The following is a 26,121-nucleotide window of genomic DNA, read 5'->3' on the forward strand; positions in this document are numbered from 1 at the left end:
CGAACATGGCTCCTCTCATCTACAAGTTGTTCCTATTTATTTGGCAAAATACATGCCCAGCTCCTTTCATACAAGGTTATTCCAAACCAACGCAATTCATTTCACTACGAGACATCTAGCCAGATTATATAACTCTATTTTTAATTGTCAATTAAAACATATTTTTCTATTTTTCTATCGCTAGATTCACTTAGAGAAGCCAGCTATAAAGTATTTAAAGCATGCCCGATTTCACTTAAGAAGAAATGAAAAATAGGATTTGACAAAAGATCACTTTGTAACTATTATGGTTACAACGGTGGTGATCATCAATGAAACAAATCAGCAGTCGCTTTTCCATCGCGGTTCATACCCTGTCCCTGATCGCTGTTATGCCCAATGAATGCACCGGAGATATTATCGCTCAGAGTGTGAATACGAATCCCGTAATTATTCGGCGAATCATGTCCAAGCTGAAACAGGCTGGTCTAATCGACGTCAGACCCGGTGTGGGCGGTGCTTCCTTGTTGAAGGACCCGGCGAATATTACCCTTCTCGATGTATATCGAGCGCTTGAGGTCGTGGAGGATGGAGAACTGTTTAACTTCCACAAACACCCCAACCCGCAATGTCCGGTTGGTAATATGATTGAACACACCTTGCGTGCCGAACTCATTGAGGCTCAGAAAGCTATGGAACAGCGCTTGAATCTTGTAACGATACAACAGATGATGGATCAGGTTCATGTCTCTGAATAAAAAAAGCTCATTGCGAGCTTTTTTTAACCTTTTCGTTGTAATCACACCTGTTATAACACATTTGATTACATCCATATGCACTATACGGATACGGCTTACTAGCTTGTGTTAAGTAAGACGTAGACAACCACAACACATATTATAGGAGGAATAGAAGATGAAAATTTTGGTCACTGGAGCAACAGGTCAATTGGGTTCACTGGTCGTAGAAGCATTGTTAAAAACGGGTTCTGCCAAAGATTTGGCTGTAAGTGTACGTAATCCGGAGAAAGCGGAAGCTCTCCACGCTCAAGGTGTTGACGTTCGTCACGGTGATTTCGATCAACCAGAGACGTTGGAGAAAGCCTTTGCGGGTGTAGATCGTCTGTTGCTCATCTCCACCGATGGTGACAATGAAACGCGTATTCGCCAACATCAGGCTGCCATTGATGCTGCCAAGAACGCAGGCGTGCGCTTGATCGCTTACACAAGCGTTGTGAATGCAGAGAAAAACACCCTTTCCCTGGCTGAAGTTCACCGCGCTACAGAACAAGCTATTCGTGAGTCTGGCATCCCTTATTCCCTCTTACGCAATAACTGGTATCTGGAAAATGAAGCAGGCAGCGTGCAAGCAGCTACGCAAGGCGCACCTTGGGTTCATGCCACCAACGACAGCCAAGTAGGCTGGGCTACCCGCAGTGATTATGCTCATACTGCTGCAGCTGTACTTGCAGGTGAAGGACATGAAAATACCGTGTATGAATTGTCCGGCAAATTGCGCACTCAAGCTGAACTGGCTGCCATTGTTGGCGAAGTGCTTGGACAGGATATCAGTGTGCAAAACGTGGACGATGCCGCTTATGCTGACATCATGAAAGGCGCAGGTCTACCGGACTTTGTCGTATCCATGCTCGTTGATATGCAAGGTGCCATCCGTCAAGGCGCACTAGCAGTAGAGAGTGATACATTGGAGAAATTGCTTGGCCGTCCGGCTCAGCCACTGAGCGAAGGTATTAAAGCGATTGTAGGCAAGTAAATTTAGGATATGAGAGCTTTGCAGAAGAGAATGAAATAGAAAACCCAAAAAGGGACACACCAATGAATATTGGATGTGTCCCTTTTTGGGTATAGCTAACGATCAATAGTTCATCGCTCATTGCTTAATATAACGTGCCGGAATATGATCGGCCAGCCAGATATTTTCGTTTCCATGAAAAAAGAGGATTCCGTCTATAGCCGCTTGGGCAGCATTAATTTTCAAAATAACAGGCTGATCATCCCGTCTCCGTCCCACCTGATTGGCCGTATCGATATCTGCCGACAGATGTACATATTGCCTTTGCCGCGGCTGTAAGCCATGTTCCATAATAGAATGCACTGCGCGTGCCGGGGTCCCATGGTACAGGGTTTCGGGTGGCTCAGCAGATATCTTCGATATCTTATGGGGTGTCGAATGTCCATACAATGCCCGGATGCGGCCAGAACGGATTTCATGTCTCTTTTTCTCCGAGGCTTGAATCATCTGCTCCAGATCGGCTTCCGTAACTTCCTTCCACTGCGGACTTTCATGCAAAGCCACCAGCAATTGCGAGATTTCCACCCAACCCTCTTCGTCCAGTTCCAGCTCATACTCCCATGGTGCATGTCGCAGAGCGTATGAGAGTTCCTTGCTTAATTTCATCAGATCCAATGCAATCATCTCCCCAATCCAATAAAACTCGTCTATTGCTGCGATTGAACCGCTGTTAAAATCTCCTGAATGTTACGTGCCAATCCCTCATCGTCTTCCTGATTGAACTGGCGGTGTCCGTCAATCCCACGTTGGATAATCGTATTCATCACCGGATGAACCTCACGATCGGAAGCCACCCGAATCAGATCATCGGCAAAATCAACCGCCTGCTGCTCACTGTAATTAAACGGTTTAATCAGCATCCGAATACTTAGCGAATGCGCTTGTGGCTCCGCCAGCTGATCCCGATGAGTGATGCCATACACCGCGCCAAAACCAAAAGCAGCCATGACCTGACGCTCCAGTTCTGTGGTCTGTTCCAATGGCGTGCCAATTAGCTCACATATTTTGTCCACCATCTGCTCCAGCTCGTTTGCCGCCGCAGCCAGAATTACGTGATTAATATCGTCAGCCTTGATAAATTCAGTCATATTGGTTTTCTCCATTTCTGCACCGTATTTGATCCATTAATCTATACTCTAAGACTCTATGAGAACATTGTATCGGAGATAGGGTGTTCGTTTCAAATTTTATCGATTCACTTCGGCCTGCTGTATAGACTAGAATAAGAATAAGCCAAATCCCCCGATCACGAGTTGATTTGGCTCACCTTCACTTGATATGCATCGATAAAATAAACTTTTCTTTCTTAGAAAAATCATGCTCTCTTACGCCATCTCATGTTGCTTTTGCGGCTCCACTTCATAGACCTGCGTATGTTCATTCTCGGCGAAAGACCATTCCACTGTACCTGGTTTACGCACTTTCCACACCCAGGCTTGAACTCGCAGCGAGCTTTTGACCCAGGCCAGGGAAGCGCAACGTTTCTCGGAACGAACCGTTAGACCCCAATGAATAACACGAGCCAGCCAAGGATTCACATATTCATTATGTGAACGAACAGATGGCAGTTCATCCTGGAACAAACGCTGCTTCACGTCCATAGGCGGCTGCCCACATGTCCAATAATGGAGCAGAGCCGCAAGGCTATAAATGTCCGACATGGGTCCCTGACTGGATTTCTCTGAATAGAACTCCAGTGGAGAATAACCTGCCGATGTGAATATCGCCTGTTTCTCACCAGATTGCATGGGCCAGCGGGTAGCTGATCCGAAGTCGAGAAGCTTCGGTGTACCGTCCTCCATCACCTTAATGTTGGAAGGTTTCACATCCCGGTGAAGAATGCCTTGTTTATGTATATAATCCAGCGTATCCACCAGTGGAAGCAGTGTCTCCGTTATGAATGCAGCATCGAGCGCATGATTGTGTTCATTCAAATACTCAGTCAACGTAATCCCCGCGCAGTATTCCATAACCAGATACCCCGTATCATTCGCTTCAAAATGATCCAAATACGAAACAATATGAGGATGATTCAGTTTCGATAACAGTTCACCTTCGAGTAAAAATGCACCAAGCAACTCCTGGTATTGCCCACCGTATCCTCGCGAAGAGCAAAATACTCCCCGCTTATCTGCCTGACGTTCAGCTATTCTCTGGGGGAAAAATTCCTTAATGGCTACCTTGGCGCCCGTATTCCGATCTCGCCCTGCATATACAATAGCCAACTCACTGCTGGCTAATACCTGTCTTACCTGATATGTATCATTTATAATCACATTGCGCTGCAATGCCATTTTGCAATTGTCTTTTCTCATAACAGACCTCTTTTCAACCTTGTCGATCGGAAGACTTTCCGCGTAAATGCATCATTTGGTTCAACCAGTAAGCAATTCATCGCCAACTATACATATAAACCAAATGATGCAATTTGAAACACCTTAACGCGAAATATTTAAATATTAATTATACCACACTGGCTATGAACTGTTGCTAAGCCATATGAAATTCTTCTATAGAACAAAATATCTCTTATATACTCTATCGACAGATAAAGCGAATTACTTTATTAAACTGGAAAAAAACATTTCTCCGTCCAGCTCTTGCAGATTCTTTTTAATAATTCTTTTGTAAAAACTGCTGTATTTCCTCATTCATCTGAACCAATACGTCCTGTGAAGGAAAATGTCCTGTATCATACTTGATGGCTTGAACATTCGGAATAATCTTTTGAGCCCGTTCAATGCACTTATCCGCGGGGAAAAAGACATCCTTCTCTCCGACTAATAACAAGGTTGGTGACGTATAGTTCACCAGTTCTTCCCGATCCGTGAGCTTAGGCAGATCCTGCTCGATACTGACATACTTGAAAAGTTTGCCGATAATGTTTTTATCCATTTCTTTCATGCAGTTGCAAGACATGTTGTCCGTAATTTTTTGCAAAGAAGAGGGTGAAGAAGTCATACGGTACTTGACGAGCGGCAGTGTAATATCTTGAGCTGTTTTAATTTTGGAATTAACCGCGAGACCCGCAGGAACAACCAATACGGCGCACGAGATACGTTCCGGAATATAGGTAGCCAGTCTGAGGATGATGCCTCCTCCAAAGGACGGACCGATAAACGCACTCTTCTCGATATCATAGTGGTCCAGCAGATCCGACACCCATAATGCCAAACTATCAAACCGTGTCGAGATGCTCGCTTCATCACTATAGCCGGGATGACCAATCGTATCAGGAGCAATAATCCGATAATCTTTAAATAAGGAAGAGAACCATGACAACGTCATCGGGTTCACACAATTACCGCCCTGTAGAATAAATAAAGGTTTGCCATCTTGAGGACCTGTCAATAAAACATGCGTCTTCCCAAAACGTGTCTCCACATACTCCCGTGTAAATCCCTCACCCAACTCATTCAAATAAATCTCATACTCTTCAAGAATGCTACTCTTGCCTTCTTCACTTTTATAAATGGAACTCATGTCTGCCTCCTGCAATATATACTCAAATAACCCGTTCTAGTGAATGGACTTGCTAATCAATGGACCAAAAAGATAAAGAGGGCCTGCAGATGACAGGCTCCTCCATATGTTTAACTAATCATATTCAGATGATTATAGAGCGGAAACTGGAAATTGTAAATATCGATTATAATAGACAAGAAATAAAGGGCTCATATTATAGAAAAACACTTATTTCCGGCCGTAATCCGCCTTGATTTCGCCCCACTGTTTGGTCTGCCATTTTAACACTTTATTGCTATACGTATTGGTCTGGAGCCACTGCTCCGCCCGGTCAATCATCAGCCAGATCTCTTCCGTGGAGTTGTCCCGTGCTAACGTTGTAGCTACTTTTTTCTGTTTCAGCCATTTCATGGCATTGACCGAGTCAGTATACACCGTTTTGGTACTGCCTTCTTTCTTCAGATGTGCGAGGGCATGTACAATGGCCAAAAATTCGCCCAGATTGTTCGTGCCTTTGGAGATCGGTCCGACAGAGAAAATAATCTCACCTGTGCGGGTGTCTACCCCTTTATATTCTACAGGTCCGGGGTTACCACGCGTACCCACATCAACGGAGATGCTGTCATAATCCACTTCCTCCGACGTTTCCATGCCTGCGCTTCTTCCGCTGCTAGCCGATTTCGTCTTCGCCCCACTGCCGCTGGCACTTGAACCCCAGTTCCCTTTCCATCCGGCGCGATACGCTTCTTCAGCGGCCGCTTTGGACTCATAGGATTTATATTTTGCTCCAGTATAATGGTCCGTTTGCGCTTTGCAATCCGCCCATGTGCTGTACACGCCTGGCTTCTTGCCTTCCCAGACAACATAGTATTTCTGTTTTGCCACTGTGACCCGCTCCTTTGTTCACTTCATCAATACCCTATTGTATACGATCCGGTAGGCGGATTGAAAGCTATGGATTCAGCCAACTGCATAATTCCCCCCATCTCCAGAACAGCAGCAATTCTTCCACCAATAGCGACAACTCCTCAGATATTTTCGAAGAAGTCAGCAAAGATGCTCATGCTCAGCCCGTCGATCCGAAACTTCAACTGCTACGCCCTCACACTAATAAGAAAACAAAAGACCGCACCTGTAAGCACTTATCAACAGTGCTCTAACAAGTACGGTCTATATCTGCTGCAACCTTTACAATAATGAGTTTTCCACGTCATCCAGTAGCAACTCCCAGGCAATTGGACCACTATAGGCAATCCACAATGTAGGATTCATTGGATACACCCGTTTGTTCTTCACCGCACCAAGGTTTGTGCAGATCGATGTCTTTCGGATCTCATCCGTAAGGTCTTCGTTACTGACATCCTCAAGTCAACTTACTCCTAGTCATCGTGTGCTAAGGTATGCGATGCCCAGGCCGCCCGTAACCGGATTCGTATAGATTTCACAGTCTACATCGAATACCTCACCAATCATCTCACGAGTCAGAATGTCAGCTGGTTTGCCATGCACTACAATCTGGCCCTTTTTTACCACATAGAGATAATCGCAATATTCTGCGGCGAGTTCGAGATCATGAAGTGCTGCAAGTATACCAATGCCGAGTCTACGGACAATATTTAGAATCTGAAGTTGGTATTTGATGTCCAGATGGTTGGTTGGCTCGTCCAAGATCAGGAATTCAGGTTGTTGTGCCAGGACACGCGCCAATACCACACGCTGTTTCTCTCCACCAGACAGAGACACGTAATTGCGATCTGCATGTCCAGTCAGATGTACTTTTTCCAGAGCTTGCTCCACGATTGCGTGATCCCGTTCATTATCTGTCTCCAGCATTTTTTTGTGTGGAGTACGACCCATCATGACCATCTCGCGCACCGTAAAATCAAAACTCAATTCATTAAACTGACCGACAACGCCCATATGTCTGGAAACGACCTTCGGGCTGGATTTGAGGATATCTGTATTATCCAGAAAAACCTTGCCTTGCTGCGGTTTGATCACTTTATAGATGCTCTTGAGCAGCGTTGATTTGCCACAACCATTCGGCCCGATGAGCCCAACGAACTGTTTGCCGTTCACCTGTAAAGAAATGTCCTTGATGATGTCCGTGTTCAGCACAGAGATGGATACATTTTCTACGTTCAGCTTCATGTTTAATTTCCTCCAAAACCGTAGCCTTTTTTGACCAGCATATACATAAACATCGGCGCGCCAATCATGGCCGTAATGATACCGATCGGCAACTCCACGCTGGATATGATGGATCGTGCGATCACGTCCGTCCAGATGAGAAAAATAGCTCCAAACAGCACGGATACAGGCATCACTTTACGATGGTCCGAACCCACCAGACCTCTCACAATATGCGGAATGATCAATCCGACAAAACCAATCATGCCACAGCTTGCCACCATGACGCCTGTGACCAAAGCCGTTAACAGCATGTACAGCCTGCGATACACACTCAGATTAATGCCCAGCGTAACGGCTGCTTCATCCCCCAATAACATCGTATTGAGAACTCTCGACTGCAACAGGAAGAATAGAATCGCTACTAACACAACGATACCAACCAACGGAAGTTTGTTCCATCCGGAAGCCGCCAGGCTACCCATGGTCCAGAACGTCACCGTTTTGATGCCTTCGGCGTTGTTGGCAAAATAAATAATAAAATTGGAGAAGGCGCTGCACAGCGCGTTAATGACCATTCCGGCAAGCACCAACTTGACCGACGTCATTTTCCCCCGAATTCCCGCAAGGGTAAGTACCAACAAAGAAGCCCCCATCGCTCCGGCAAATGCCCAGAAAGCTACACCGGTCTGACCCAGCCAACCAATCGCACCGAAGCCAATGAGAATTGCAAAAGTTGCTCCAAGTGAAGCGCCTGAGGATATACCCAGTATGTAAGGATCAGCTAGCGGATTCTGCACAGCAGCCTGCATAACAGCACCGCACAAGGCCAACCCTGCACCGATAAACATCGCCATCAGCACACGTGGAAAACGAATCTGCCAGATAATATCGGTAAAGGAGCCTGCCTCAATGGGTGTTGCCCCCCACTGAAATCCCGTTAATTTGGTTAAAAGAATACGATACGACTCCGCCAGCGGAATACGGACTTGTCCAATGGAAACCGCAATCCCTACAGAAATAATCGCAATAATGATTAAAGTTGCAATCAGTAAAGCAAACCCGGATTTACTATGAACCAGAGATCCTCTTTTCCCCATACGCTGTGTCTGAACCTGAACCGTCTGTGCCATCTCTTCCCCCATCAATTCGCGTAAAATGTAATAAATTGAATTTAGCTATTTACAACGTGTTTTCTCGGATTATAATTGAGAATGATTATCTTTGTCAATTTAAAACACATAGAAAAAGGCTTCTTCGTTCAATGAAATTCACATCCAGAAGCAGCTACTCCTGCTGAGAATACAAATAAAACGACGTACCCGCTCACAATTGAGAATTTCATGTAGGTAAAGAGCTGGTTGTAGGTGCAAGTCCGGATCTGGTACTCGGACGGGGCGACCTGTTCGCTGATGCAGACTGGCGCGTGGGTACCGTCGATGGATTGAATGACATGAATATACGTACGTTCCTGCAAACGACGAATCACAAAGGCACACTCGATAGCCAGTACAGCGATATTGCACAACTTGGGCAGATCGTCACGGAACAAGGCTTGACATTAGTTTGACAACAAACTATATTACACGTATGAAAACAAGAGACGCTATTTCACTCATATCCAAAATTAAAGAGAAGGTCAACCGCTTCATCCTGGCCGAGATGGCTGAGCAGGGAATCCAGGATCTCGCTACGTCCCATGGGGATATTATCTATGCCCTGTACAACAATCACAGGATGACCATGGCTGAGATTTCCAAAAAAATTGGCAAGGATAAATCCACGGTGACTGCACTTGTGGACAAATTGGTGCGGACAGGATACGTGCTCAAGGAGCGTGATGCAACAGATTCACGAGTTGTTCATGTGGCTTTGACTGCAAAAGGCGAAGAATTAAAGCCGGTCTTTGAAGAGATATCTCAGCGCATGCTGGACGTGTTTTATGCGGACGTTACGGAAGCGGAGAAAAAAGAACTGCTGCGAATTTTAATGAAAATTCATAGCAACTTCTAATTTTTTTTGGATGAATAGTTTGATATCAAACTAATATTTTAGAGGAGGTTTTTGGCATGACGGACTACACTCAATTGTTACCGGAACATGAGGTAAAGAAGATCGGAGAACATGATTTACACTTGGAAATATTCGAAGGCCCCCCTCTTCATGACGCCAAAGCAGCGACCAAGAAACCACCTCTCCTGTTTGTTCACGGTGCATACACAGGCAGTTGGATGTGGAGCAAATACATCCCCCACTTTGCCCAGCACGGTTGGACCTGTTATGTCATGAACCTGAGAAGTCACTACAAGAGTCGGGTCATGGACATGACAAAGATTACATTTGACGATTATTTGGAGGATATTCGTGAAGTATTGGCGGAGCTCAACGAACCTCCCGTTCTTATTGGCTTTAGTATGGGTGGGATCCTCAGTCAAAAGATTGCAGAAGCCGCTACTCTGGCAGGCCTAGTTATAATTGACTCCAGTATAAGCAAGGAAGTTCATGGGGTAATGCCCTACCCGGGAAGCGATCGTATCACACCTGGGATCATCATTCCTGCGCCTGTCCGTGATGAACTGACCAGTATCGATGAGACGGCAGAAGACATTGCTTTTCAGCGTAAATATCTTCAGATGGAGTCTTCGAAGGCATTTAGCACATTTTCCGTGATGTTTGGAGCAGATGGTGGTGTATCCATTAATGGCGAGCTGATCCATTGCCCCAGCTTGGTGATCAAGGCTGTTTCCAGTGAAGACGAAGATCAGAGAGGAAAATTAACCGCCAAGCAGCTGGATGCTGCATATGCCGGACTGTGGGATACGACCCATACGGGTTTACTTGTAGGCCAACGGTACATGGAACCTGTCGATATCATCCTTGAATGGATGAACAGACAATTCCCCTTTGAATTAACGGAAAAACTCAAAAAATAAAATAAATATCATGTTAAAACCTCCATCTTACCTTTAATCCTGTATGCAAAAGTTTGAATTTTTCAGATAAGCTTATATGCATAGTTCTGGATAGGATTAAAATATAAGAAATGAGGTTTTGTACATGACCGCTCACACATCCCTCCCAAACCAAAGGGAGATTCCTTCCATATCTTCAAAACGCCTTCCGTGGGCTGGACTTCTTGCATTAGCCATGGCGGGATTTATTTGCATCCTCACTGAAAGTCTGCCTGCGGGACTGCTGCCGCAAATTGCAAAAGACTTGGGGATCACAGAAGCCCTCACCGGACAGCTGGTGACTCTTTATGCCATTGGATCACTTGTTGCTGCCATTCCCTTGACTGCTGCTACACGCGGATGGAGACGCCGACCTCTTCTGCTGGCATGCATTAGCGGCTTTCTTGTCTTTAACACCGTTACCGCCTTATCGTCAGATTACATCCTTACACTTGCTGCTCGTTTCATGGCGGGGGTCTCTGCGGGTGTGCTATGGGGAATGACAGCAGGTTATGCTCGTCGGATGGTCCCGGATTCGTTAAAAGGTAAAGCCATGGCCGTGGCTATGGTCGGCACACCGGTAGCATTAGCCCTGGGTGTCCCAATCGGTAGTTTTCTTAGTTCTTATATCGGCTGGCGCCTCATCTTTGGGATAGTATCTCTTCTGACCGTAGCTCTAATCGTATGGGTTCTCTGGAAAATGCCAGACTTTGCCGGAGAGCCCGCTGGGGAACGTCTTCCGCTGTATAAGGTGTTTTTAATTCCGGGAGTTAGGCCTATTCTGTTTGTTGTTCTGGCCTGGATGCTTGCCCATAACATTCTATACACTTATATTTCTCCCTACCTTGCCCAGACCGTATTTGCTAACAGAGTAGACTTGATTTTGCTCATTTTCGGTATTACTTCCATTGTTGGAATTTGGTTAACCGGAATGCTTATTGACCGGTTTTTGAGGAGATTGGTTATCATTAGCTTGGCATCATTCGCTCTGGCCTCTGTCGTGATGGGAATCGGTACTCATCAACCTGTCATTATTATTCTTGGCGTCATGATCTGGGGACTTACGTTTGGCGGGGCTGCCACACTGTTACAAACTGCCATCGCTCAAGCCGGAGGCAAAAGCACAGATGTCGCCCAATCGATGCTGGTTACAGCATGGAATCTGGCGATTGGCGGAGGAGGCATCATCGGGGGCATCCTTCTTGAAGTATTTGGAGCAGGATACCTTTCTGGGGCGCTGTTTATCTTGCTCATTCCTGCGTTGCTCGTAGCTATGCGTGCTTATAAATATGGATTTACCAGAGCAAATTAACAGGAAGACATTTTGCATGTGTTACACATAGGAGAAAGAGGAGTTCACTTGATGTGGACTCCTCTTCTGTTTTTCATTGTAAAGACCAGAATTTTATTCTGCCTGTGCCAGCAAATTTGGTCCTTCCACGAGATTCTTATGTGCAATTGGAGAAGACATGGTGATTAAAGTCATGTACGTACCATACGGATCACACTTATTCTCAAACTCCTCGAGTCCTTGAATGGTGTCAGTGAGGATCTTCAGCAAGTAATTGTATTCCCCGCTTATCCGATAACATTCCACAACTTCAGGTGACGCACGGCAGAAATCCAGGAAAGGATAACAATCTCGGGTACGAAAAAGAACATAGGCTGTGCTCTGCTTGCCCAATTTGGAAGGGGAGATCACGGTTCGATATTCCTCGATTATTCCCTTTTCTTCCATTCGTTTGACTCGTTCAGTAACGGCGGGCTGAGATAACCCCACCAGTTTGCCTAGTTCGGTCATGGATAATCTCGCCTGATTCTCCAAGTGAAACAGGATATGCTGATCTATTTCATCCATATAACCCACTCCTTTAATTACATAAGATATATTCATAAATTACCTTAAGTATATTCGTTAATTCATTATAATGCCTTTAACAAACCATGTAATACAAGATCCATCATTTATATAATAAACATAGTTACCCCGAGAAATCAAATACATCAGTTGGTGAGAGGAAGATACGCATGAGAAAAGAAGACATGACGACATTGCATACTTATGTGGATGAAGCTATTGATCGCGCTCTAAGCGAAAAAAGAATCGTAGGAACAGTTGTACAGGTTGCATTAGGAGGGGAACTGGTATACAGCCGGGCTGCTGGTTTCGCAGACAGGGAGCAAAAGCGAACTATGTCGGAAAACGCTCTGTTTCGACTTGCTTCCGTAACCAAACCTATTGTATCGACAGCAGCTCTGGCATTAATCTCACAAGGAAAGCTGAGTCTGCATGATCCGGTGACCCGCTGGCTTCCTGCATTCCGGCCCAAACTTGCTAATGGTCAGGACGCTTCAATATCAGTACATCAGTTGATGACGCACACCGCAGGCTTGACATACCGTTTCTTCCAAGAAGACCAGGGAACCTATGAACTTGCAGGAGTATCGGACGGAATGGATTGGTCTGAAATTAGTCTGGAGGAGAATCTACAAAGCCTGGCTTCTGCTCCTCTTCTGTATGAGCCAGGAAACATGTGGAGATATTCCATTGCGACAGATGTACTTGGTGCCGTTATCGAAAAGGTAACTGGGATGTCACTACGAGAAGCTGTTCAAACGCTGGTTACTCATCCACTCCACATGACCGACACTGACTTTGTTGCGGTGGATTCGGAACGATTGACAGCCGCATACGCTAATGGTTCTGAAGAACCGCGTCTCCTTCATAAGGAGTTGGAGCTGATTCCTTTTATTGAGGGTACTGCTGGCTTCCGACTGTCACCCAATCGTGCGAATCATACTTCTGCTTACTTATCGGGCGGAGCGGGTATGGTTGGAAGTACCGGAGATTTTCTTACTTTACTTGAAACATTGCGACAAGGAGGACAGCCTCTCCTTACAGAAGCCGTTGCGGCTGAGATGTCTACCAATCAAATCGGTGATCTTGTGATGCCATACTGGCCAGGCAGAGGGTTTGGCCTTGGTTTTACCGTACTTAAAGATCCTGTCGCAGCCGGTACACCGGAATCCCCGGGTACGTGGCGGATGGGTGGAACTTACGGCCATTCCTGGTTTGTTGATCCAAAAGAAGAACTTAGTGTTGCAGCATTCACCAACACGGCACTTGAAGGGATGTCGGGTCAGTATACCACCGATATCTGTGATGCCATCTATGCGAGCATTCGTGAAGGCAAAGAGGCTGCAAGAATTTAAATACGAATAACCGCCCAATATCATTGGGCGGCTTTATTTTGCAACGATGGTAAGACCTACTGTCTGTTATTACTCAAATTTCTCTTTTTAAAAAGGTAGATCCCCGCAACAAGAATAAACCACACCGGCGTGACAAATAGCGCCACTCGCGTGTCCTCAGCCAATGCCAATACTACTAGCACAAACGCCAGAAAAGCCAAAATTAAATAGTTTGAGAACGGATATAGTGGCAACTTAAAGCGACTGCGACTCGCCAGTCCCGGCTGAGTACGACGATATCTAAGATGACAGATCACCATGATGCCCCAGACAAAGATGAAGCATACAGTCGACACGCTCGTGATCAGTGTAAATACGCCCTCAGGCATCACATAGTTCAGTACAATCGCGATCAGAATAACGATTGTAGAGAAATACAGCGCATTGGAAGGGACTTTCCGCTTGTTCAGTCGTGCAAACGACTCAGGCGCGTTGTGATCTTTTGCCATGGAAAACACCATACGGCTTGTACTGAAAATGGCACTGTTACAAGCCGAAGCCGCTGATGTTAACACAACGAAATTCACAATCCCTGCAGCGGCCGCAATACCTACAGCGGCAAACACCTGTACAAACGGACTTTCCGTAGGCACAATGGCGTTCCACGGGTAAATGCTCATAATAATCAGCAATGCGCCAACGTAGAAGAGCAGTACCCGGATCGGAATCTGGTTAATCGCTCTCGGAATAACCTTCTCCGGGTTCTCGGTTTCCCCCGCTGTCAGCCCCACCAGTTCCATGCCTACAAAGGCGAATACCACCATCTGGAACGATATGATGAATCCATGCAGTCCATTCGGGAACCATCCCCCATGACTCCAGAGATTACTGAAGCTGGCTGGACCCTGATCCGTGGTAAAACCTTTGATGATCATATATAAACCAACAACAATAAGTGCCAGAATAGCCACGACTTTAATTAGGGCAAACCAGAATTCCATTTCACCGAACAGCTTGACCGTCGCCAAGTTCATGATTAGCAATATGACCAACGCAATTAACCCCGGCATCCACTGAGGTACATTCGGAAACCAAAACTGCGTATACAATCCAACGGCGGTAATGTCAGCCATAGCAATGGAAATCCAGCAGAACCAGTAAGTCCACCCTGTAATAAATGCCGCCATATTTCCCAGGTAATCGCGCACGAAATCGACAAAGGAATGATACTTTAAGTTGCTAAGCAGCAGTTCCCCCAATGCACGCATGATCAGGAACAATACAACACCCGTGATGATATAGGCCAGCAAGATAGATGGCCCTGTCAGTTGGATCGTTTTGCCTGCTCCGAGAAACAGACCTGTTCCGATCGCCCCTCCAATGGCCATCAGCTGCACATGCCTGTTCTTTAATCCCCTTGTTAACGTTTCTTGCTGCATGATAAACCACCACTCTCTTTCTGCACATGCTCTCTACGATGCAAAACTTGTATACCACTCATCATATAATAATCTGACCCGAATACCTATCCCTCATTTATATATTTTTTCACACAGTAAAAGGCACCCCTAAATGACGGTTGACAAGAACATGTACCGTTAAAAGACAAGAACTTGTACCTATTGCTGTTTACTTCTCTCTTTTCACTCCTTCAATTTACCCGGGTTTATGGGTTTATGGGTTTATGGGTTTATGGTTAATAAATAAGCAATCAGTCTTTTCAGTATAACGGATTCAAAAATTTGATTTTATAACAGTCTCTAGACGTTTTTTATCAGTATCTTAATGTTCAATATCACCTTACGTTAAGCATCTTTTTTATTTGATTTGGCCGTTTGGGACAAGAACATGTACCGTTAAAGGACAAGAACTTGTACCTATTGCCGTTTACAAACCCCTTTTCCTATTCATTTTAAACCGGGTTAAACACAAAAAAACCGTTAATCTTTTCAGATTAACGGTTTCAAAAACTCAATTTTTTCACATATGTCTCGACTGTTTTTTGTAAAATAATATGTTCGTCACTTGGATTATTCTTGCTCAGCATTGCAACTTTTTGTGGTGTATACGAAATCATTGATTGAATATCTCGTTTAGCGGTTCCATGTTGATTCGGGCAATTGCACTTGTTAGTCAACAACAGCTCTTTGTTTTGCAAATGATAATATTCAATGCTGCTCGATGAGCTGCTCTCATCAAAGTTATATTTAAAAGCGACATCTGGAAACGAACGATCCCTCATATTCTCAATTTCCTTCCAATTAGGAACACTAATTTCTTTACTTCTCTTCCCTGCGATCTCCATCCAAGCACAAAAGAAATTTTCACAGAACTGTAAGACTAGTTTTTCAAGAATCCAGGAAATTCCCCTATATCAATACTTCTACGGATTTTCATTTGATAATTGACGACCTGATCAGAGAAATACTCCAGAAGCTCCCTGATTAGAAGTGGCGATACATCAGAAATCAAGCTCGTTCTTAAAGAATTAAAGCCGTAGAAATTATCATTTTTGGAGTAAATCTTAAGTATGGCTTACTAGCTAACCGGCATTCTTGAAGTAAGTGTTGTTCCGACTCATTTAAACAGTTCCACTTAATTCGGACAACTTTAGGAAGCAAACCATGGCTGTCTAGCAGCTCATAAAGTTGTTCGTTTTTCATATCATACTGTATAGTGGCGATGAACTTTCCTACTACATTCTGTGCTGTCCACTCAAGTCGTTTGAGACCAAGAGAAGCTTGATAATCACTGATCAGTTGTCTCAGGAAATTTACTTTTGTGCCAGAACAATGCATTTGGTTATAACATGAAGATTCAACAAAACGGATAACGCTCTCTATACTCATTTATGTTTACCCCTTATTTTTGAGATCAGTGAATGTTATTGACCATCTTGTTTTGATTTATACTAAAGATATTGTATTTACCATTATGAAATTAAGAGTTATATTGCTACAATGTGTAGGTATAGGAAAACTACCCCAATCTTCTTAGCAGAAAGGAGTTTAAACGTCTTATGGCTTATCAGGTGACGTCTTCTGAAAGACTTCGGCCTTCAGGTTCTGAGTATGAAACCAAAGCTTTACTTTATTTAATGAATTTTAGAAATGATAGCAATGATATTTACTTTTTTGTTGTGGATTTTTTTAATGATTTAACCGGAATGGACAAAATGGGAAATAAGTTGTGGGATATACAATCGAAAGGTGCGAAAAACTCCTCACCAAAGGCAATTGGAAAAGAACTCGTTACATTATTCAAAAATTATAGAAGTGAAATAGAGTTTGGTTACTATCTTCTTTTTCTCGGGGGTGTATCAAATACAGTCAGAATTGATAATTCTCTAAATATATTTGATATCAACAATGTGAAACCTGAAGCTGTAAAAAAACTAAAAGAAGGACTATTAGAAGAGTCTCAGGAAAAAACATACATTGATCATGAATCAATAACAGATGAAGAAATCGAAATTTTTTTTAGAAAAAGTCCAGTTCATTATTGATGATAGAAAACCAAGTGATTATGTTAAATCAATACTTAAAATACATCCAGGAATTATTCCAGATGAACAAACCCTAGTGGCTATTTTTAATGAAATTAGAGATAACCAATCGAGTAAAAAAATATAGGTGTTGTCGAAATTATAACTATAGAAACAAGCGTGGAAGCACTTGATTACTATCACCATATGACAAGTAACGAAATAAAAATATTGGTTCTAGGGAGAATAATTAATAGAAACCCATTTGATAAGGGGGTACCCCTTCCTTTTTCAGATACTCTACATAAAGCTCCACCAGAAAAAAGGAAAACTATATTAGAAGATTGTCAATTGGCATTGTCAATGGCACTTTTTAACAAAAATCGCGCAGGAGAGCTTTGGGGCTTGTTCGAGAATGTCTATTCAACAATTGTTTCTAATCCTCAAGATGATATAAATAAGATCTTCAAAAAATTAAATCCTATATTAGTTAACCAAAGTGATTTTGATGCTATTTCGCTTAAATATTTCATATCTATTGTAAAGGATGGCGTGCAATAATGATAATTCAGAAGGTTGCCGTAGGAAATGCTGAAGAAGCATATGTTGAAAACAATTTTTCTAATTACTTGAATATTATTTCAAGTGATGATAATAATCGCGGTAAAACTATATTAATTCAAAGTCTATTGTTTTGTTTGGGAAACACTCCTGCCTTCCCTTCAACCTTTAATTATATGAATTACTATCATATAATTGTCTTCTCTGTAGAAGATAAACAATACTCTCTTTGTAGGAAGTCTAACTCATTTATTTTAAGAAATGACCAAAAAATAATGATGTTTGATAGAATTTCTGAATTAAAAAGGTACTGGACAAAAAATATTTTTAAGCTCCCTACAATTATAAAAAATGGATTAGAAAGAATCGTCGATCCCGAATTGTTTTATCAATTAAATTTTGTAGGACAAGACAAAAAGGATACCTCTACTATCGCCAATAAAAACTACTATAATAAAGCAGACTTTTTAAATATGTTATACTCATTTACCAATATTAGTACTAGTACTAGAAATTTTGAGGATGATGATCAAGCAAAGGAAAAAATAAAGAACTTAAAAAACGAAAGAAAAAACTTATTAAATCAACATAAGATTTTGAAGTCAAATAATACAGTTGCAAGTTACTTAAGTAGTGTTAATGACAAGTTGAATTTTAGGTCAAAAATAGAAAAAGTTGAGAAAATCAAAGATCAAATATTAGAACTAAGGAAATTGAGAAATGCAGCTTTATCAAGAAAAAGTAAATGCGAGATGACTATAAAAGAGTTACAATCCCTAAACAGAACCATACAATCCGGGGAGCTAAAGAGTATGGACTGTAATTCAACACATATTAATTTTAAGAGTGCTGATAAAGACAGCTATAGTTTTGATGTTTCTACACATGAAATACGTCAACAAATTCTTGAATCGATTTCAGAAAAAATTAAGGCATATAGCGAGGACATGGAAAATTTCACATTTGAAATAAATAAACGTCAAGATGAAATGAATAAAATACTTGAGCAGGATGAGGTTAGCCTAGAATTATTAGTGGCGTTTAAAAATGAAATGTTTTCAGCAGATGATGCAGAAGTTCGTATAAACATCATAGATGGAGAAATAAAAAAAATTGAAGCTGACTTACTTCAGAATGTTAATGTTTCAAAAGATCTTGTACAAAAACAGCAGGATTTAATTATGAATATTACAGACTTATGAATGATACTTATTCTAAAATTGATCCCTCTGGAAACCTTGAATTTGAATCTATTTTCACGAAAAGTAATCAAATATTTTCAGGTAGTGAGGCTACAATATACCATCTTGTAAAACTATATTCTTTTGCTAAAGTATTACAATATAATCTTCCAGTTATTGTAGATTCTTTCCGTGCTGAAGATTTATCAACAGAAAAAGAATTAATAGTCTTAGATATTTTTTCGAAGCTAAATGTGCAAGTAATCCTCACAACTACTCTTAAGGCTGAAGAAGTAGGTAAGTATAATAGTATGCAATTTCTAAATCATATTGACTATTCAAAACATACTGCAAGTAAAATTTTAGGGGAAGAACATTTAAATGAATTTAGGGCATTAGTAGAAAAGTTCTCTTTAAAACTTTAATTGCTAGTTGGTCTTTGATTAGTACAATTTAAAATGAGACCGACCCTCTTATTTAAAAGAGAGACGGTCTCATTTTTTATTCATGATACCTTGCCCAAAGTTTTTATTCGCATCTTTTCAAATGAAGGGCAAACTTTCTTCTTCCAGACATTAAAGTTTGAAAAATCCATTTAAGGTCATTGATAATTATCATATCTTAACGCTTCCGCTACCTTTCCGCATCGACTTGTCTACGATAGCGCTGTTGAGCCACTTCTGCGGGAGCGAGCATTGTATTTTTGTGTTGTTGATTTTGAGGGTGCATCTAGTTTGCCATATCATTGGTTGCTTGAATGATGGATCAGAGCTTTCTCTTTATTCGTGTTGCTCATGATATCCTCATCTATTCTAAGAAATGTTTTCAATCTCAGTTTATCTTCACATATGGGGTGAGAGAAAGGATTGAAGAAACGAGAGAAATCGGGTAGAATTTTTCATGGAACCGCCACCTTTCGGAGTTTGTAGGGCATTTTACCGAGGTTGCGGTTCTTTTTCTACCTTTTATTGGTTATTCAACACGTGTGGTATGATATATTACTATTTTATCATGGTTCGATCCAATTCATAAGAACCTGTTTTATAGTTAATTTATGTTAACGAAAAGAGGATTGGCTGCTCATATAAATGAGAGAGGGGGATCTGGATGTTTTACTGAGTAGCACAGGTACTGAGACAAACTTTATAATATGTCTCGGCTGCAAAATAACCACAAAAAACACACATTGTAGATTTGTACTTTCTTAAAATCAGTTCCTCCCCTCAATAAAAAATACGAGTGGGTCACCAATGTCGATTTGCATAGTATCTCGCATTTCCTTTGGCAGGACAATTCGTCCGAACCGATCTAATGATCTTTTCATCCCGGTTCTTTTCATTCAAACCTCCACCTCATAACTTCATAATTCTAAGGAAAAATATATCCAACTACAACTCTTTCCTTTCAAAATAAGGAATACAATATTAAGGAGCTCTTTTCTTTGTGCTAAATAGAAAATACCTTTGGGATTCCTTGTTTAATCGATTGAACTGTAGTCTCTACTTTTTATTTGCTTGCAGTATAAATAGTTGACTATATAATGATCTGCATTCTATTCAGCTATGTTTGCTGGCGTTGATGGCGGAGAGGCTCAAGTTTCTGACATAATGAAAGACAAAAAAGAAATCGGACACTTCTATTCTATCAGTGTCCGATTTCTTTTAAGACAAATTACTTTAGTTGGGACTTCTCCAACTAAAATATATGTTGAGTAGATGAGAATTACTCGGTGATAATATCCGATTGATCACTTTCCTCCAATAAAAAATCAAGTACTTGTTGCTTCAGTAGAGAATAGTGGTCTTTTTGATCATCTTCAAAATGAACAGTTTCAATACTATTGCTAGTAAGGCTTTGTGTACTAAGGTCGGAATCAATTTGATATTGGCCTTGGTACATTCCTACAACTCTATATGCTCCAGTTTCTGTTGCTCCCAAGAAGAGAACATAGTTATCGAAGGTGTTCATTAAATTATATCCTTCAATTGTGTAAATAGCCTCGTCGTCTTCATAAGCTGGTTCCGCTACTGTAATTACACTGTCTGGTTGATTGCCCTTGTAAATTTGCTCAATTTGAAACTCAGATTTACTTGCCCGGACAACGACTTCTCCTTGGTCATCTGTTTGAAAATATGCACTTCTGTTGCCAGTATATTTTCCAGAAACAATTAGGTCTGCATGTTCTTCAAGCTCGTTAACTGTATTAACGACAGGGTAGTCTGCATGAGCAGAATAAACTTTTTTCTCACTCTGAACTGTTTCAGAAGCCTCTGTATCCTTAGGGATAAAGAGGATGCAAGCCATTGCAGAGAAAGCGATCAATGCAAAAATGAAATATGGTTTGTTGAAAGTTTTAGTATTCATATTTTTAGTCCTCCTCTACCATCTGTATTGAATATTTGCTATATCTACTGGGGTGAACGTAGTAATGTTCTTTTTGCCTGCTTTCATTATGGAGTTAACATCATAATTTTTCTGATGCATCAAAGAGACAAGGTGCCCGACTTCATGAGTCACTGTTCCTTGTTTGTTAGTTGAATTGAATCCCCATTTTGTCATTACACCGTGATTAAGGACCATGGTAGCGTAGCTCCATGTTTTCGATTCTAATTCAGTTATAGCTTTCCCACTTGAGTCGTAGGGCTGAACTATTGCAAAATAATCCAGATCAGCATTGTTGTTTGCTGAAATCCTTACTTGGGCTGTAGTTGACGTTGAGTTAGTAAAACCAATATTTGCATTAGTTATGTTATCTAGCTGATTTAAAGCCGTTGTGACATAGGAAGAATAACCGTATGTAGAAACTGTAGGTGACTGATAAACGGAAATATTGCTTGCAGAAGTAAATGCATTAGGAAAAAATGCAGCTGAATTAACAAGTGGTGAAGATGTTCCATTAAACTCAATTTTGTCAATGAGATAACCAGTACTTGTTTGCCCATCATTATTTACAATTAGGTTTACGTATGCAGGTCCTGTTATCCAAGGGGTCCAAACATCAGTGGTATATCCTCCGCTAGCAGAGTAGTAGATAGTTCCTGCTTCTTGAGTTGCAGTACTATATGCAGATGACACTGATACCCGGTCCCCATTAGCTAAAGCAATTCTATTAAAATGAAGCCTATAGCTTGTAACGGTAGAGGATAAATTAACAAACTTATCACTACTTTTGCTATTTTCTCGATAATTACCTGGATAACCTTCAGACCTTAAGTCAATCTCTGTAACTGTGGCTGCACTTGCTGGTGCGATATAAGTGCTTTGAGAACATACAAACAAAATCACTAAAAAAGAGTAAAAGAACTTACTTCGAAACAAATGCATAAACACTTCCTCCTATTGAATATATTTTGATAACCCAATATAATATAGTTCAAAAACCAAAATTTATCAATACAGAGGTGTGAAAAAATGAAAAAAGTACTGATATTTACAATTGTTTTGTCGCTTCTAAGTGCCCCAGTTGTAGCATTTGCGGCAAAAAGTGCTTCACAGAAAATTAACATTAAGATCAATAACACAGAAATAAAAACGAAAACGGATGTAGAGCCAACTATAATCAACAACCGATTGTATGTTCCAGTAAGTGTTTTTAGAGATGCTGGTTTTTCAGTTGCCTATAAAAATTCATTACTCACCATGGTCAACAAAAATCTCTTGTACGCTCAAAACCTTGAGTTACTAAACACATTTCACTATACCTTTATCAATAATTTTGAAAAAGTAGATCAGGAAATAACCAATATACTTGGGAGCTTGTTGTTGGAGAAAGATGTAGATACGACAAAGTTAATGGAGTTAGTCAGTTATGTTGAAACAGAATCTAAAAGTTTTGAGACAGAAAAATTCACACCGATTATGGATTATTCTTCTTCGTTCGCTTTTGCTAGTGCAAATCAGAGTATAAATGCTTACAAAGAAGCAATTTCCTCACTTACGTTGTATATTAAAAATGAAAAAAAGGAACATTTAGAGAGTTTTTACGCTCAGCGTGAAATTGCTCTCAAACATTATGCTGACTTTTCTAATGACTTCGATCTCGTTTTCAAACGGAGTTACTTGAATGCTACAAAGTGAACAAGACTACCGACTGTTAAGTCGGCAAATATTTTTTAGATAACTCTGCTAGGGTCTAATAGATTATAAAATATTAAGAATGAAACCCACTGTTTAAGGTCAATGGCCTTCATGGTGGGTTTCATTCGTATGACTATTTTGGTTTTACTGTTGTGAATATACTCCTAACCTGATAAATTTGTTGCCTTTTCTCACTCTCTGTTTTCCACACGAAAAAATGTAATGTGAAGCAATTCTGACATTTTGTTGAACTACATTTATGTATATTGAAATATATATAATTAATTGATATATTACCTATGTAAAATATTTTCAAAGATGCACTTATTATCTAACTACTAGGAGGAAAAAAGAAAAATGAAAAAGGTCTTATCAAGTATTGCACTCACGTCTTTATTATTTTCAAGTCTATTTAGTGTCAGTGCTTCTGCAGCAGAGCAACTGGCAGATGGTCCGCTTTTCAGCAAAGAGGAAGTTATCAAACAGATTAAGATTGAGAAGGAAAAACAAGTTCAATATCACATCGATGAGTATCTTGGACTGGACAGCCAAGAACGTCAGTCATATCTTCAGGAATACAATAGCGATTCAGAATTAAGTGCAAGTTCTTTCAATGTTTCTCTTAACAACGTAGAAGAGAATCAACTAGAACAGGTCTTCGAAGAGAAAATTGATAATGCTTACATATACACCATGGATGATCTAGGCTATATCTATGACAAAGAAGGAGATGTTATAGAAAAGCTGGATCTAACTGTGGATTCTGTTGATACTCCTGCACTTGTCGAACAAAGTGTAATTACACCTTTTGCAGTTCCTGTTGATTCAACAATTTCTGGAGGTAACACGGGTGCATTTGTAAGACAAACAACAAATTCAGGTTATAAAGCAATTCGCACTGCTTTTATTCTCCCAACAGATCCTTATTTTGAAGTTCCTTTGGCGACTGCTACAGGCTATCTTTATAATGGTCTCGATGTATTATCTTCTGCCTATCCAGGAACGGGATTCAAAGTTGAGGCCGGCTTACAGTATAGCGAAAATTTAGACGACTACGCTGCGTCGATTCGTCCCTTAGGTTCTTCTCAAATGTTTGTTCCAGAAAATTACACTAATGCTCCTCCTCGTTATAAAGCAGGTACTTCCATTGTTAGCAATCTTCTTTATGATAATGCGTCATCTCAGGTAAAGTATTTTGTTGATGGCACTAATATTAACGGGGCAAGTCAATATATTTATTTTTACTATTCAAAATCCCTTAGTGCTTCGGAACTTGCTGCTCTCGCTGTTAAGCGTGTCACTGCGATTGCCAAAGAAGGTTGGACGGGGACAAATATCGGGTCGGTACAAGTCACCTATACAAGCACAACAGTGACTTCAAACAGTGGAACGACTTCAAACCTGACTTCCAGTATGTTGAACGCGCACAAATACAACGGTAAGACTCATGGTACTTCAGATAATCCTTCCACAGGTATTACCAAATCAGGTAATATAGACACACAAAAAATAATTATTAATACAACTGGATTCTAAAGGAAACATTTTCTCACTTTTTAACGTTTAAGTTAACGTAAACAATAACTTCAAGGAGGAATTAGTATGAAAAGATTTTTTTCATTATTGTTGATGTTAACTTTAGTTGTCGGCGTAGCGTCAGTTGCTTCCGCTAAAGACCAACCTTTAAAGGATCGACCATTTAAGGAACGTGCGGCTTACACGTACAACCCTTCACTTAAAAAGGTCGAACTAAATATCACAGCGCACGACAAATTGACTACAACCACGTATAACTCTGTGTACGTTCCGGTGAAGGATATCTTCAAAGCATCCGGAGCAACGATCAAATGGGATGGAAAGAAAAAAATTACTACAATCAAAAATCAAGATCAGGAATTGATTCTCAACTTTTCTGAAAAAAAAGTCACAGCTGGCAAGAATCAAGTTGTTCTCCCTCAAGAATGGGTAAAATTAAATAAGGGAGTCTCAAGTATTGATGCATTTGTCATAGCCTATATTTTTGAAGTAGCTGCTGACGACTCCGATCAAGAAAGATTGGATTGGGAAGAAAAACTCAGTTTCTTGGATATCAAAGAAACCACCGGTCTTCCAGGATTAGATAAGTATATGCATGTGTTTGTTGAGTTTAATAATTAATTGAAGACATTAATCCTCTTTCGGTTATCACCGGAAGAGGATTCTTTGTATCTTTTAAGTGATTCATTAACTTACAAGTAAAACATGAACGGATCTACAGAACGTTAATGAGCTCTACAAGTTTCTTCACAAGTGCAGGTTCCTCAGAAGTCTGCTTCATCGTATACGCCTCCTTGATCAAGTTTTACAGAAACCAACTGATCAAAATCAATCCATTCAAAGCCATTATCCATCTCTATTTTAATTTTCTTTTGAAAGGTACTCACCGAAGTGACGATCCCGTGTACATACCGGTTCCCCCACTCGTTAAAGACTTCAATGGCTGCTTGCAACGTATAGTTCAGCGACATCTCTAAATTCTGAGCAATGATCTCCCACTCATCTTCATGAATCAGCGGTTTCGCATGAGTATGAAATTGTGTGCGATGCTGGATAATTCGTTCTTTGTGTTGGGGCAGCATCATGCGGCTAGACTCCCATAATCCATTGGCCTCCAGTTTTTTGCTCATTTGTAGTGCCCCCCAATTTTAGATGCTCTATCGATCGCTTGACCGGCAGCCGTAATGGAGCTCGCTCGTAAAATAGCAATGTCGCCAAATCGATCCTTAATGTCGTCCATGACCTGATCAATGGCCCGTTTGTGCTCCTGGTCATCAAATAGTGACAACTGATATGTATCCGCGTTGGATAGTTGAGAAAGGGATACGCCTACACGACGCACAGGTTACCCATTCCAGTGTTGATGAAATATGCGTTTGGCGATCTTACATACATCAACGGTTATGTTTGTTGGGTCAGGTAGTTTAACTTGCCTGTGAAACCCCGTTGGGTGGTCAAAATCCGCACCAGCTACACTCACGGATATCACACTTCCACACTACCCATCAGCCCCTTTTTACGGGCAAGCGATTAATAACTTTGAACAATGTTTGGCTAGGGATAAAAAAATTAGAAGGCACTTTTAGGAATATCACTATGTTTTGCAGAAAGAGGACGTTTCTCTGAATCAGCTATCTACTGTGAACTACCCCGACTTAACTACCGTTAGAAGTCGGAGCTTCTTGGGAACAACCATACTTGACCCGGATGGCAACCATTCGAGCAGCGGTTAGGTTTATCGGCCAAGCGATCC

The 26,121-nt window shown here is 41.3% G+C and carries 28 protein-coding genes and 1 pseudogene; 13 read left to right on the forward strand and 16 right to left on the reverse strand.

The features are described from left to right. Positions 1 to 311 precede the first annotated feature (311 nt). Both FS628_RS16060 and FS628_RS16065 read left to right on the forward strand, forming a co-directional pair. Positions 312 to 737: an Rrf2 family transcriptional regulator gene (locus FS628_RS16060; protein ID WP_145323394.1), complete on the forward strand. Its 426-nt coding sequence runs from the start codon at positions 312 to 314 to the stop codon at positions 735 to 737. 157 nt (positions 738 to 894) lie between these two features. After that, complete coding sequence (locus tag FS628_RS16065; RefSeq protein WP_145323396.1) at positions 895 to 1,752, forward strand: SDR family oxidoreductase; 858 nt, start codon at positions 895 to 897, stop codon at positions 1,750 to 1,752. Between the two features lie 117 nt (positions 1,753 to 1,869). On the opposite strand, the gene FS628_RS16070 is transcribed toward FS628_RS16065, so the two are convergent. The 7 genes from FS628_RS16070 to FS628_RS16100 all read right to left on the reverse strand — a co-directional run bounded on the left by FS628_RS16070 (position 1,870) and on the right by FS628_RS16100 (position 8,486). Then, positions 1,870 to 2,406: an RNA 2'-phosphotransferase gene (locus tag FS628_RS16070; RefSeq protein ID WP_145323398.1), complete on the reverse strand. Its 537-nt coding sequence runs from the start codon at positions 2,404 to 2,406 to the stop codon at positions 1,870 to 1,872. A 32-nt stretch (positions 2,407 to 2,438) separates the two neighbouring features. Continuing rightward, positions 2,439 to 2,879, reverse strand: a complete 441-nt coding sequence (gene imm48 / locus FS628_RS16075) for an Imm48 family immunity protein (protein ID WP_145323400.1) — start codon at positions 2,877 to 2,879, stop codon at positions 2,439 to 2,441. Between the two features lie 237 nt (positions 2,880 to 3,116). Further along, a complete protein-coding gene (locus FS628_RS16080; protein WP_145323402.1) occupies positions 3,117 to 4,106 on the reverse strand; it encodes a serine/threonine protein kinase in 990 nt (329 codons plus the stop codon). 298 nt (positions 4,107 to 4,404) lie between these two features. Beyond that, a complete protein-coding gene (locus FS628_RS16085; RefSeq protein WP_145323403.1) occupies positions 4,405 to 5,274 on the reverse strand; it encodes an alpha/beta fold hydrolase in 870 nt (289 codons plus the stop codon). Positions 5,275 to 5,484: 210 nt separating this feature from the next. After that, complete coding sequence (rnhA, locus tag FS628_RS16090) at positions 5,485 to 6,141, reverse strand: ribonuclease H (protein WP_145323405.1); 657 nt, start codon at positions 6,139 to 6,141, stop codon at positions 5,485 to 5,487. 498 nt (positions 6,142 to 6,639) lie between these two features. Continuing rightward, entirely contained in the window at positions 6,640 to 7,407 is a 768-nt protein-coding gene (locus FS628_RS16095; protein ID WP_145323407.1) for an ABC transporter ATP-binding protein, read from the reverse strand. 2 nt (positions 7,408 to 7,409) lie between these two features. After that, positions 7,410 to 8,486 carry a FecCD family ABC transporter permease gene (locus FS628_RS16100; RefSeq protein WP_222125254.1) on the reverse strand — a complete coding sequence of 359 codons (1,077 nt, stop codon included), beginning with the start codon at positions 8,484 to 8,486 and terminating at the stop codon, positions 7,410 to 7,412. A 490-nt stretch (positions 8,487 to 8,976) separates the two neighbouring features. Here FS628_RS16100 and FS628_RS16110 point away from each other — a divergent pair, with 490 nt between their 5' ends. The 3 genes from FS628_RS16110 (at position 8,977) to FS628_RS16120 (ending at position 11,649) form a co-directional block, all read left to right on the forward strand. After that, a complete protein-coding gene (locus FS628_RS16110; protein WP_145324202.1) occupies positions 8,977 to 9,399 on the forward strand; it encodes a MarR family winged helix-turn-helix transcriptional regulator in 423 nt (140 codons plus the stop codon). A gap of 56 nt (positions 9,400 to 9,455) precedes the next feature. Continuing rightward, positions 9,456 to 10,319, forward strand: coding sequence for an alpha/beta hydrolase (locus tag FS628_RS16115; RefSeq protein WP_145323412.1), 864 nt, complete (start codon positions 9,456 to 9,458; stop codon positions 10,317 to 10,319). A gap of 124 nt (positions 10,320 to 10,443) precedes the next feature. Then, positions 10,444 to 11,649: an MFS transporter gene (locus FS628_RS16120; RefSeq protein ID WP_145323414.1), complete on the forward strand. Its 1,206-nt coding sequence runs from the start codon at positions 10,444 to 10,446 to the stop codon at positions 11,647 to 11,649. 93 nt (positions 11,650 to 11,742) lie between these two features. On the opposite strand, the gene FS628_RS16125 is transcribed toward FS628_RS16120, so the two are convergent. Then, positions 11,743 to 12,195 carry an Lrp/AsnC family transcriptional regulator gene (locus FS628_RS16125; protein ID WP_145323415.1) on the reverse strand — a complete coding sequence of 151 codons (453 nt, stop codon included), beginning with the start codon at positions 12,193 to 12,195 and terminating at the stop codon, positions 11,743 to 11,745. A gap of 170 nt (positions 12,196 to 12,365) precedes the next feature. On the opposite strand from FS628_RS16125, the gene FS628_RS16130 reads away from it, so the two are divergent. Next, a complete protein-coding gene (locus tag FS628_RS16130) occupies positions 12,366 to 13,550 on the forward strand; it encodes a serine hydrolase domain-containing protein (protein ID WP_145323417.1) in 1,185 nt (394 codons plus the stop codon). A gap of 56 nt (positions 13,551 to 13,606) precedes the next feature. On the opposite strand, the gene FS628_RS16135 is transcribed toward FS628_RS16130, so the two are convergent. The 3 genes from FS628_RS16135 to FS628_RS16145 all read right to left on the reverse strand — a co-directional run bounded on the left by FS628_RS16135 (position 13,607) and on the right by FS628_RS16145 (position 16,378). Then, the gene (locus FS628_RS16135) at positions 13,607 to 14,968 is read right to left on the reverse strand and encodes an amino acid permease (RefSeq protein ID WP_145323418.1); all 1,362 of its coding nucleotides are present in this window, start codon (positions 14,966 to 14,968) and stop codon (positions 13,607 to 13,609) included. 524 nt (positions 14,969 to 15,492) lie between these two features. Continuing rightward, positions 15,493 to 15,834, reverse strand: a complete 342-nt coding sequence (locus FS628_RS16140) for a hypothetical protein (protein ID WP_222125241.1) — start codon at positions 15,832 to 15,834, stop codon at positions 15,493 to 15,495. 175 nt (positions 15,835 to 16,009) lie between these two features. After that, a complete protein-coding gene (locus FS628_RS16145) occupies positions 16,010 to 16,378 on the reverse strand; it encodes a hypothetical protein (protein ID WP_145323421.1) in 369 nt (122 codons plus the stop codon). A 170-nt stretch (positions 16,379 to 16,548) separates the two neighbouring features. Here FS628_RS16145 and FS628_RS32675 point away from each other — a divergent pair, with 170 nt between their 5' ends. From FS628_RS32675 to FS628_RS32685, 4 genes are all read left to right on the forward strand, one after another. Further along, a complete protein-coding gene (locus tag FS628_RS32675) occupies positions 16,549 to 17,034 on the forward strand; it encodes a hypothetical protein (protein WP_260871051.1) in 486 nt (161 codons plus the stop codon). A gap of 159 nt (positions 17,035 to 17,193) precedes the next feature. Beyond that, positions 17,194 to 17,574: a hypothetical protein gene (locus FS628_RS32680; RefSeq protein WP_260871052.1), complete on the forward strand. Its 381-nt coding sequence runs from the start codon at positions 17,194 to 17,196 to the stop codon at positions 17,572 to 17,574. Next, positions 17,574 to 18,776 carry a hypothetical protein gene (locus FS628_RS16155; RefSeq protein ID WP_260871053.1) on the forward strand — a complete coding sequence of 401 codons (1,203 nt, stop codon included), beginning with the start codon at positions 17,574 to 17,576 and terminating at the stop codon, positions 18,774 to 18,776. The genes FS628_RS32680 and FS628_RS16155 overlap by 1 nt, the downstream gene beginning before the upstream one ends. Continuing rightward, positions 18,773 to 19,180: a hypothetical protein gene (locus FS628_RS32685; protein ID WP_260871054.1), complete on the forward strand. Its 408-nt coding sequence runs from the start codon at positions 18,773 to 18,775 to the stop codon at positions 19,178 to 19,180. Before FS628_RS16155 ends, FS628_RS32685 begins: the two co-directional genes overlap by 4 nt. Before the next feature lie 785 nt (positions 19,181 to 19,965). Here FS628_RS32685 and FS628_RS16160 read toward each other — a convergent pair. The 3 genes from FS628_RS16160 to FS628_RS16170 form a co-directional block, all read right to left on the reverse strand. Beyond that, positions 19,966 to 20,094 carry an AbrB/MazE/SpoVT family DNA-binding domain-containing protein gene (locus FS628_RS16160; RefSeq protein ID WP_440131284.1) on the reverse strand — a complete coding sequence of 43 codons (129 nt, stop codon included), beginning with the start codon at positions 20,092 to 20,094 and terminating at the stop codon, positions 19,966 to 19,968. Between the two features lie 383 nt (positions 20,095 to 20,477). Then, positions 20,478 to 21,119 (reverse strand): hypothetical protein, encoded by a 642-nt coding sequence (locus tag FS628_RS16165; protein WP_145323423.1) that lies wholly within the window; start codon positions 21,117 to 21,119, stop codon positions 20,478 to 20,480. Positions 21,120 to 21,134: 15 nt separating this feature from the next. After that, the gene (locus FS628_RS16170) at positions 21,135 to 22,079 is read right to left on the reverse strand and encodes a hypothetical protein (protein ID WP_145323425.1); all 945 of its coding nucleotides are present in this window, start codon (positions 22,077 to 22,079) and stop codon (positions 21,135 to 21,137) included. Positions 22,080 to 22,166: 87 nt separating this feature from the next. Between FS628_RS16170 and FS628_RS16175 the strand changes: the two genes are divergently transcribed. From FS628_RS16175 to FS628_RS16185, 3 genes are all read left to right on the forward strand, one after another. Further along, on the forward strand, positions 22,167 to 22,832 hold the full coding sequence (locus FS628_RS16175; protein ID WP_145323427.1) for a hypothetical protein: 666 nt from the start codon (positions 22,167 to 22,169) through the stop codon (positions 22,830 to 22,832). A 357-nt stretch (positions 22,833 to 23,189) separates the two neighbouring features. Then, the gene (locus FS628_RS16180) at positions 23,190 to 24,368 is read left to right on the forward strand and encodes a hypothetical protein (RefSeq protein WP_145323429.1); all 1,179 of its coding nucleotides are present in this window, start codon (positions 23,190 to 23,192) and stop codon (positions 24,366 to 24,368) included. Positions 24,369 to 24,434: 66 nt separating this feature from the next. Then, a complete protein-coding gene (locus FS628_RS16185) occupies positions 24,435 to 24,989 on the forward strand; it encodes a stalk domain-containing protein (protein WP_145323431.1) in 555 nt (184 codons plus the stop codon). A 143-nt stretch (positions 24,990 to 25,132) separates the two neighbouring features. Here FS628_RS16185 and FS628_RS16190 read toward each other — a convergent pair whose 3' ends face one another. Further along, a complete protein-coding gene (locus FS628_RS16190; protein ID WP_145323433.1) occupies positions 25,133 to 25,498 on the reverse strand; it encodes a YolD-like family protein in 366 nt (121 codons plus the stop codon). Next, positions 25,495 to 25,863 (reverse strand): annotated as a pseudogene (locus FS628_RS16195) (DinB/UmuC family translesion DNA polymerase); the annotation flags it as partial. The pseudogene FS628_RS16195 and the gene FS628_RS16190, both read right to left, overlap by 4 nt. Positions 25,864 to 26,121 lie beyond the last annotated feature (258 nt).

The organism is Paenibacillus xylanexedens, from assembly GCF_007676705.1.
GTDB classification, from domain to species: Bacteria; Bacillota; Bacilli; order Paenibacillales; family Paenibacillaceae; genus Paenibacillus; species Paenibacillus xylanexedens_C.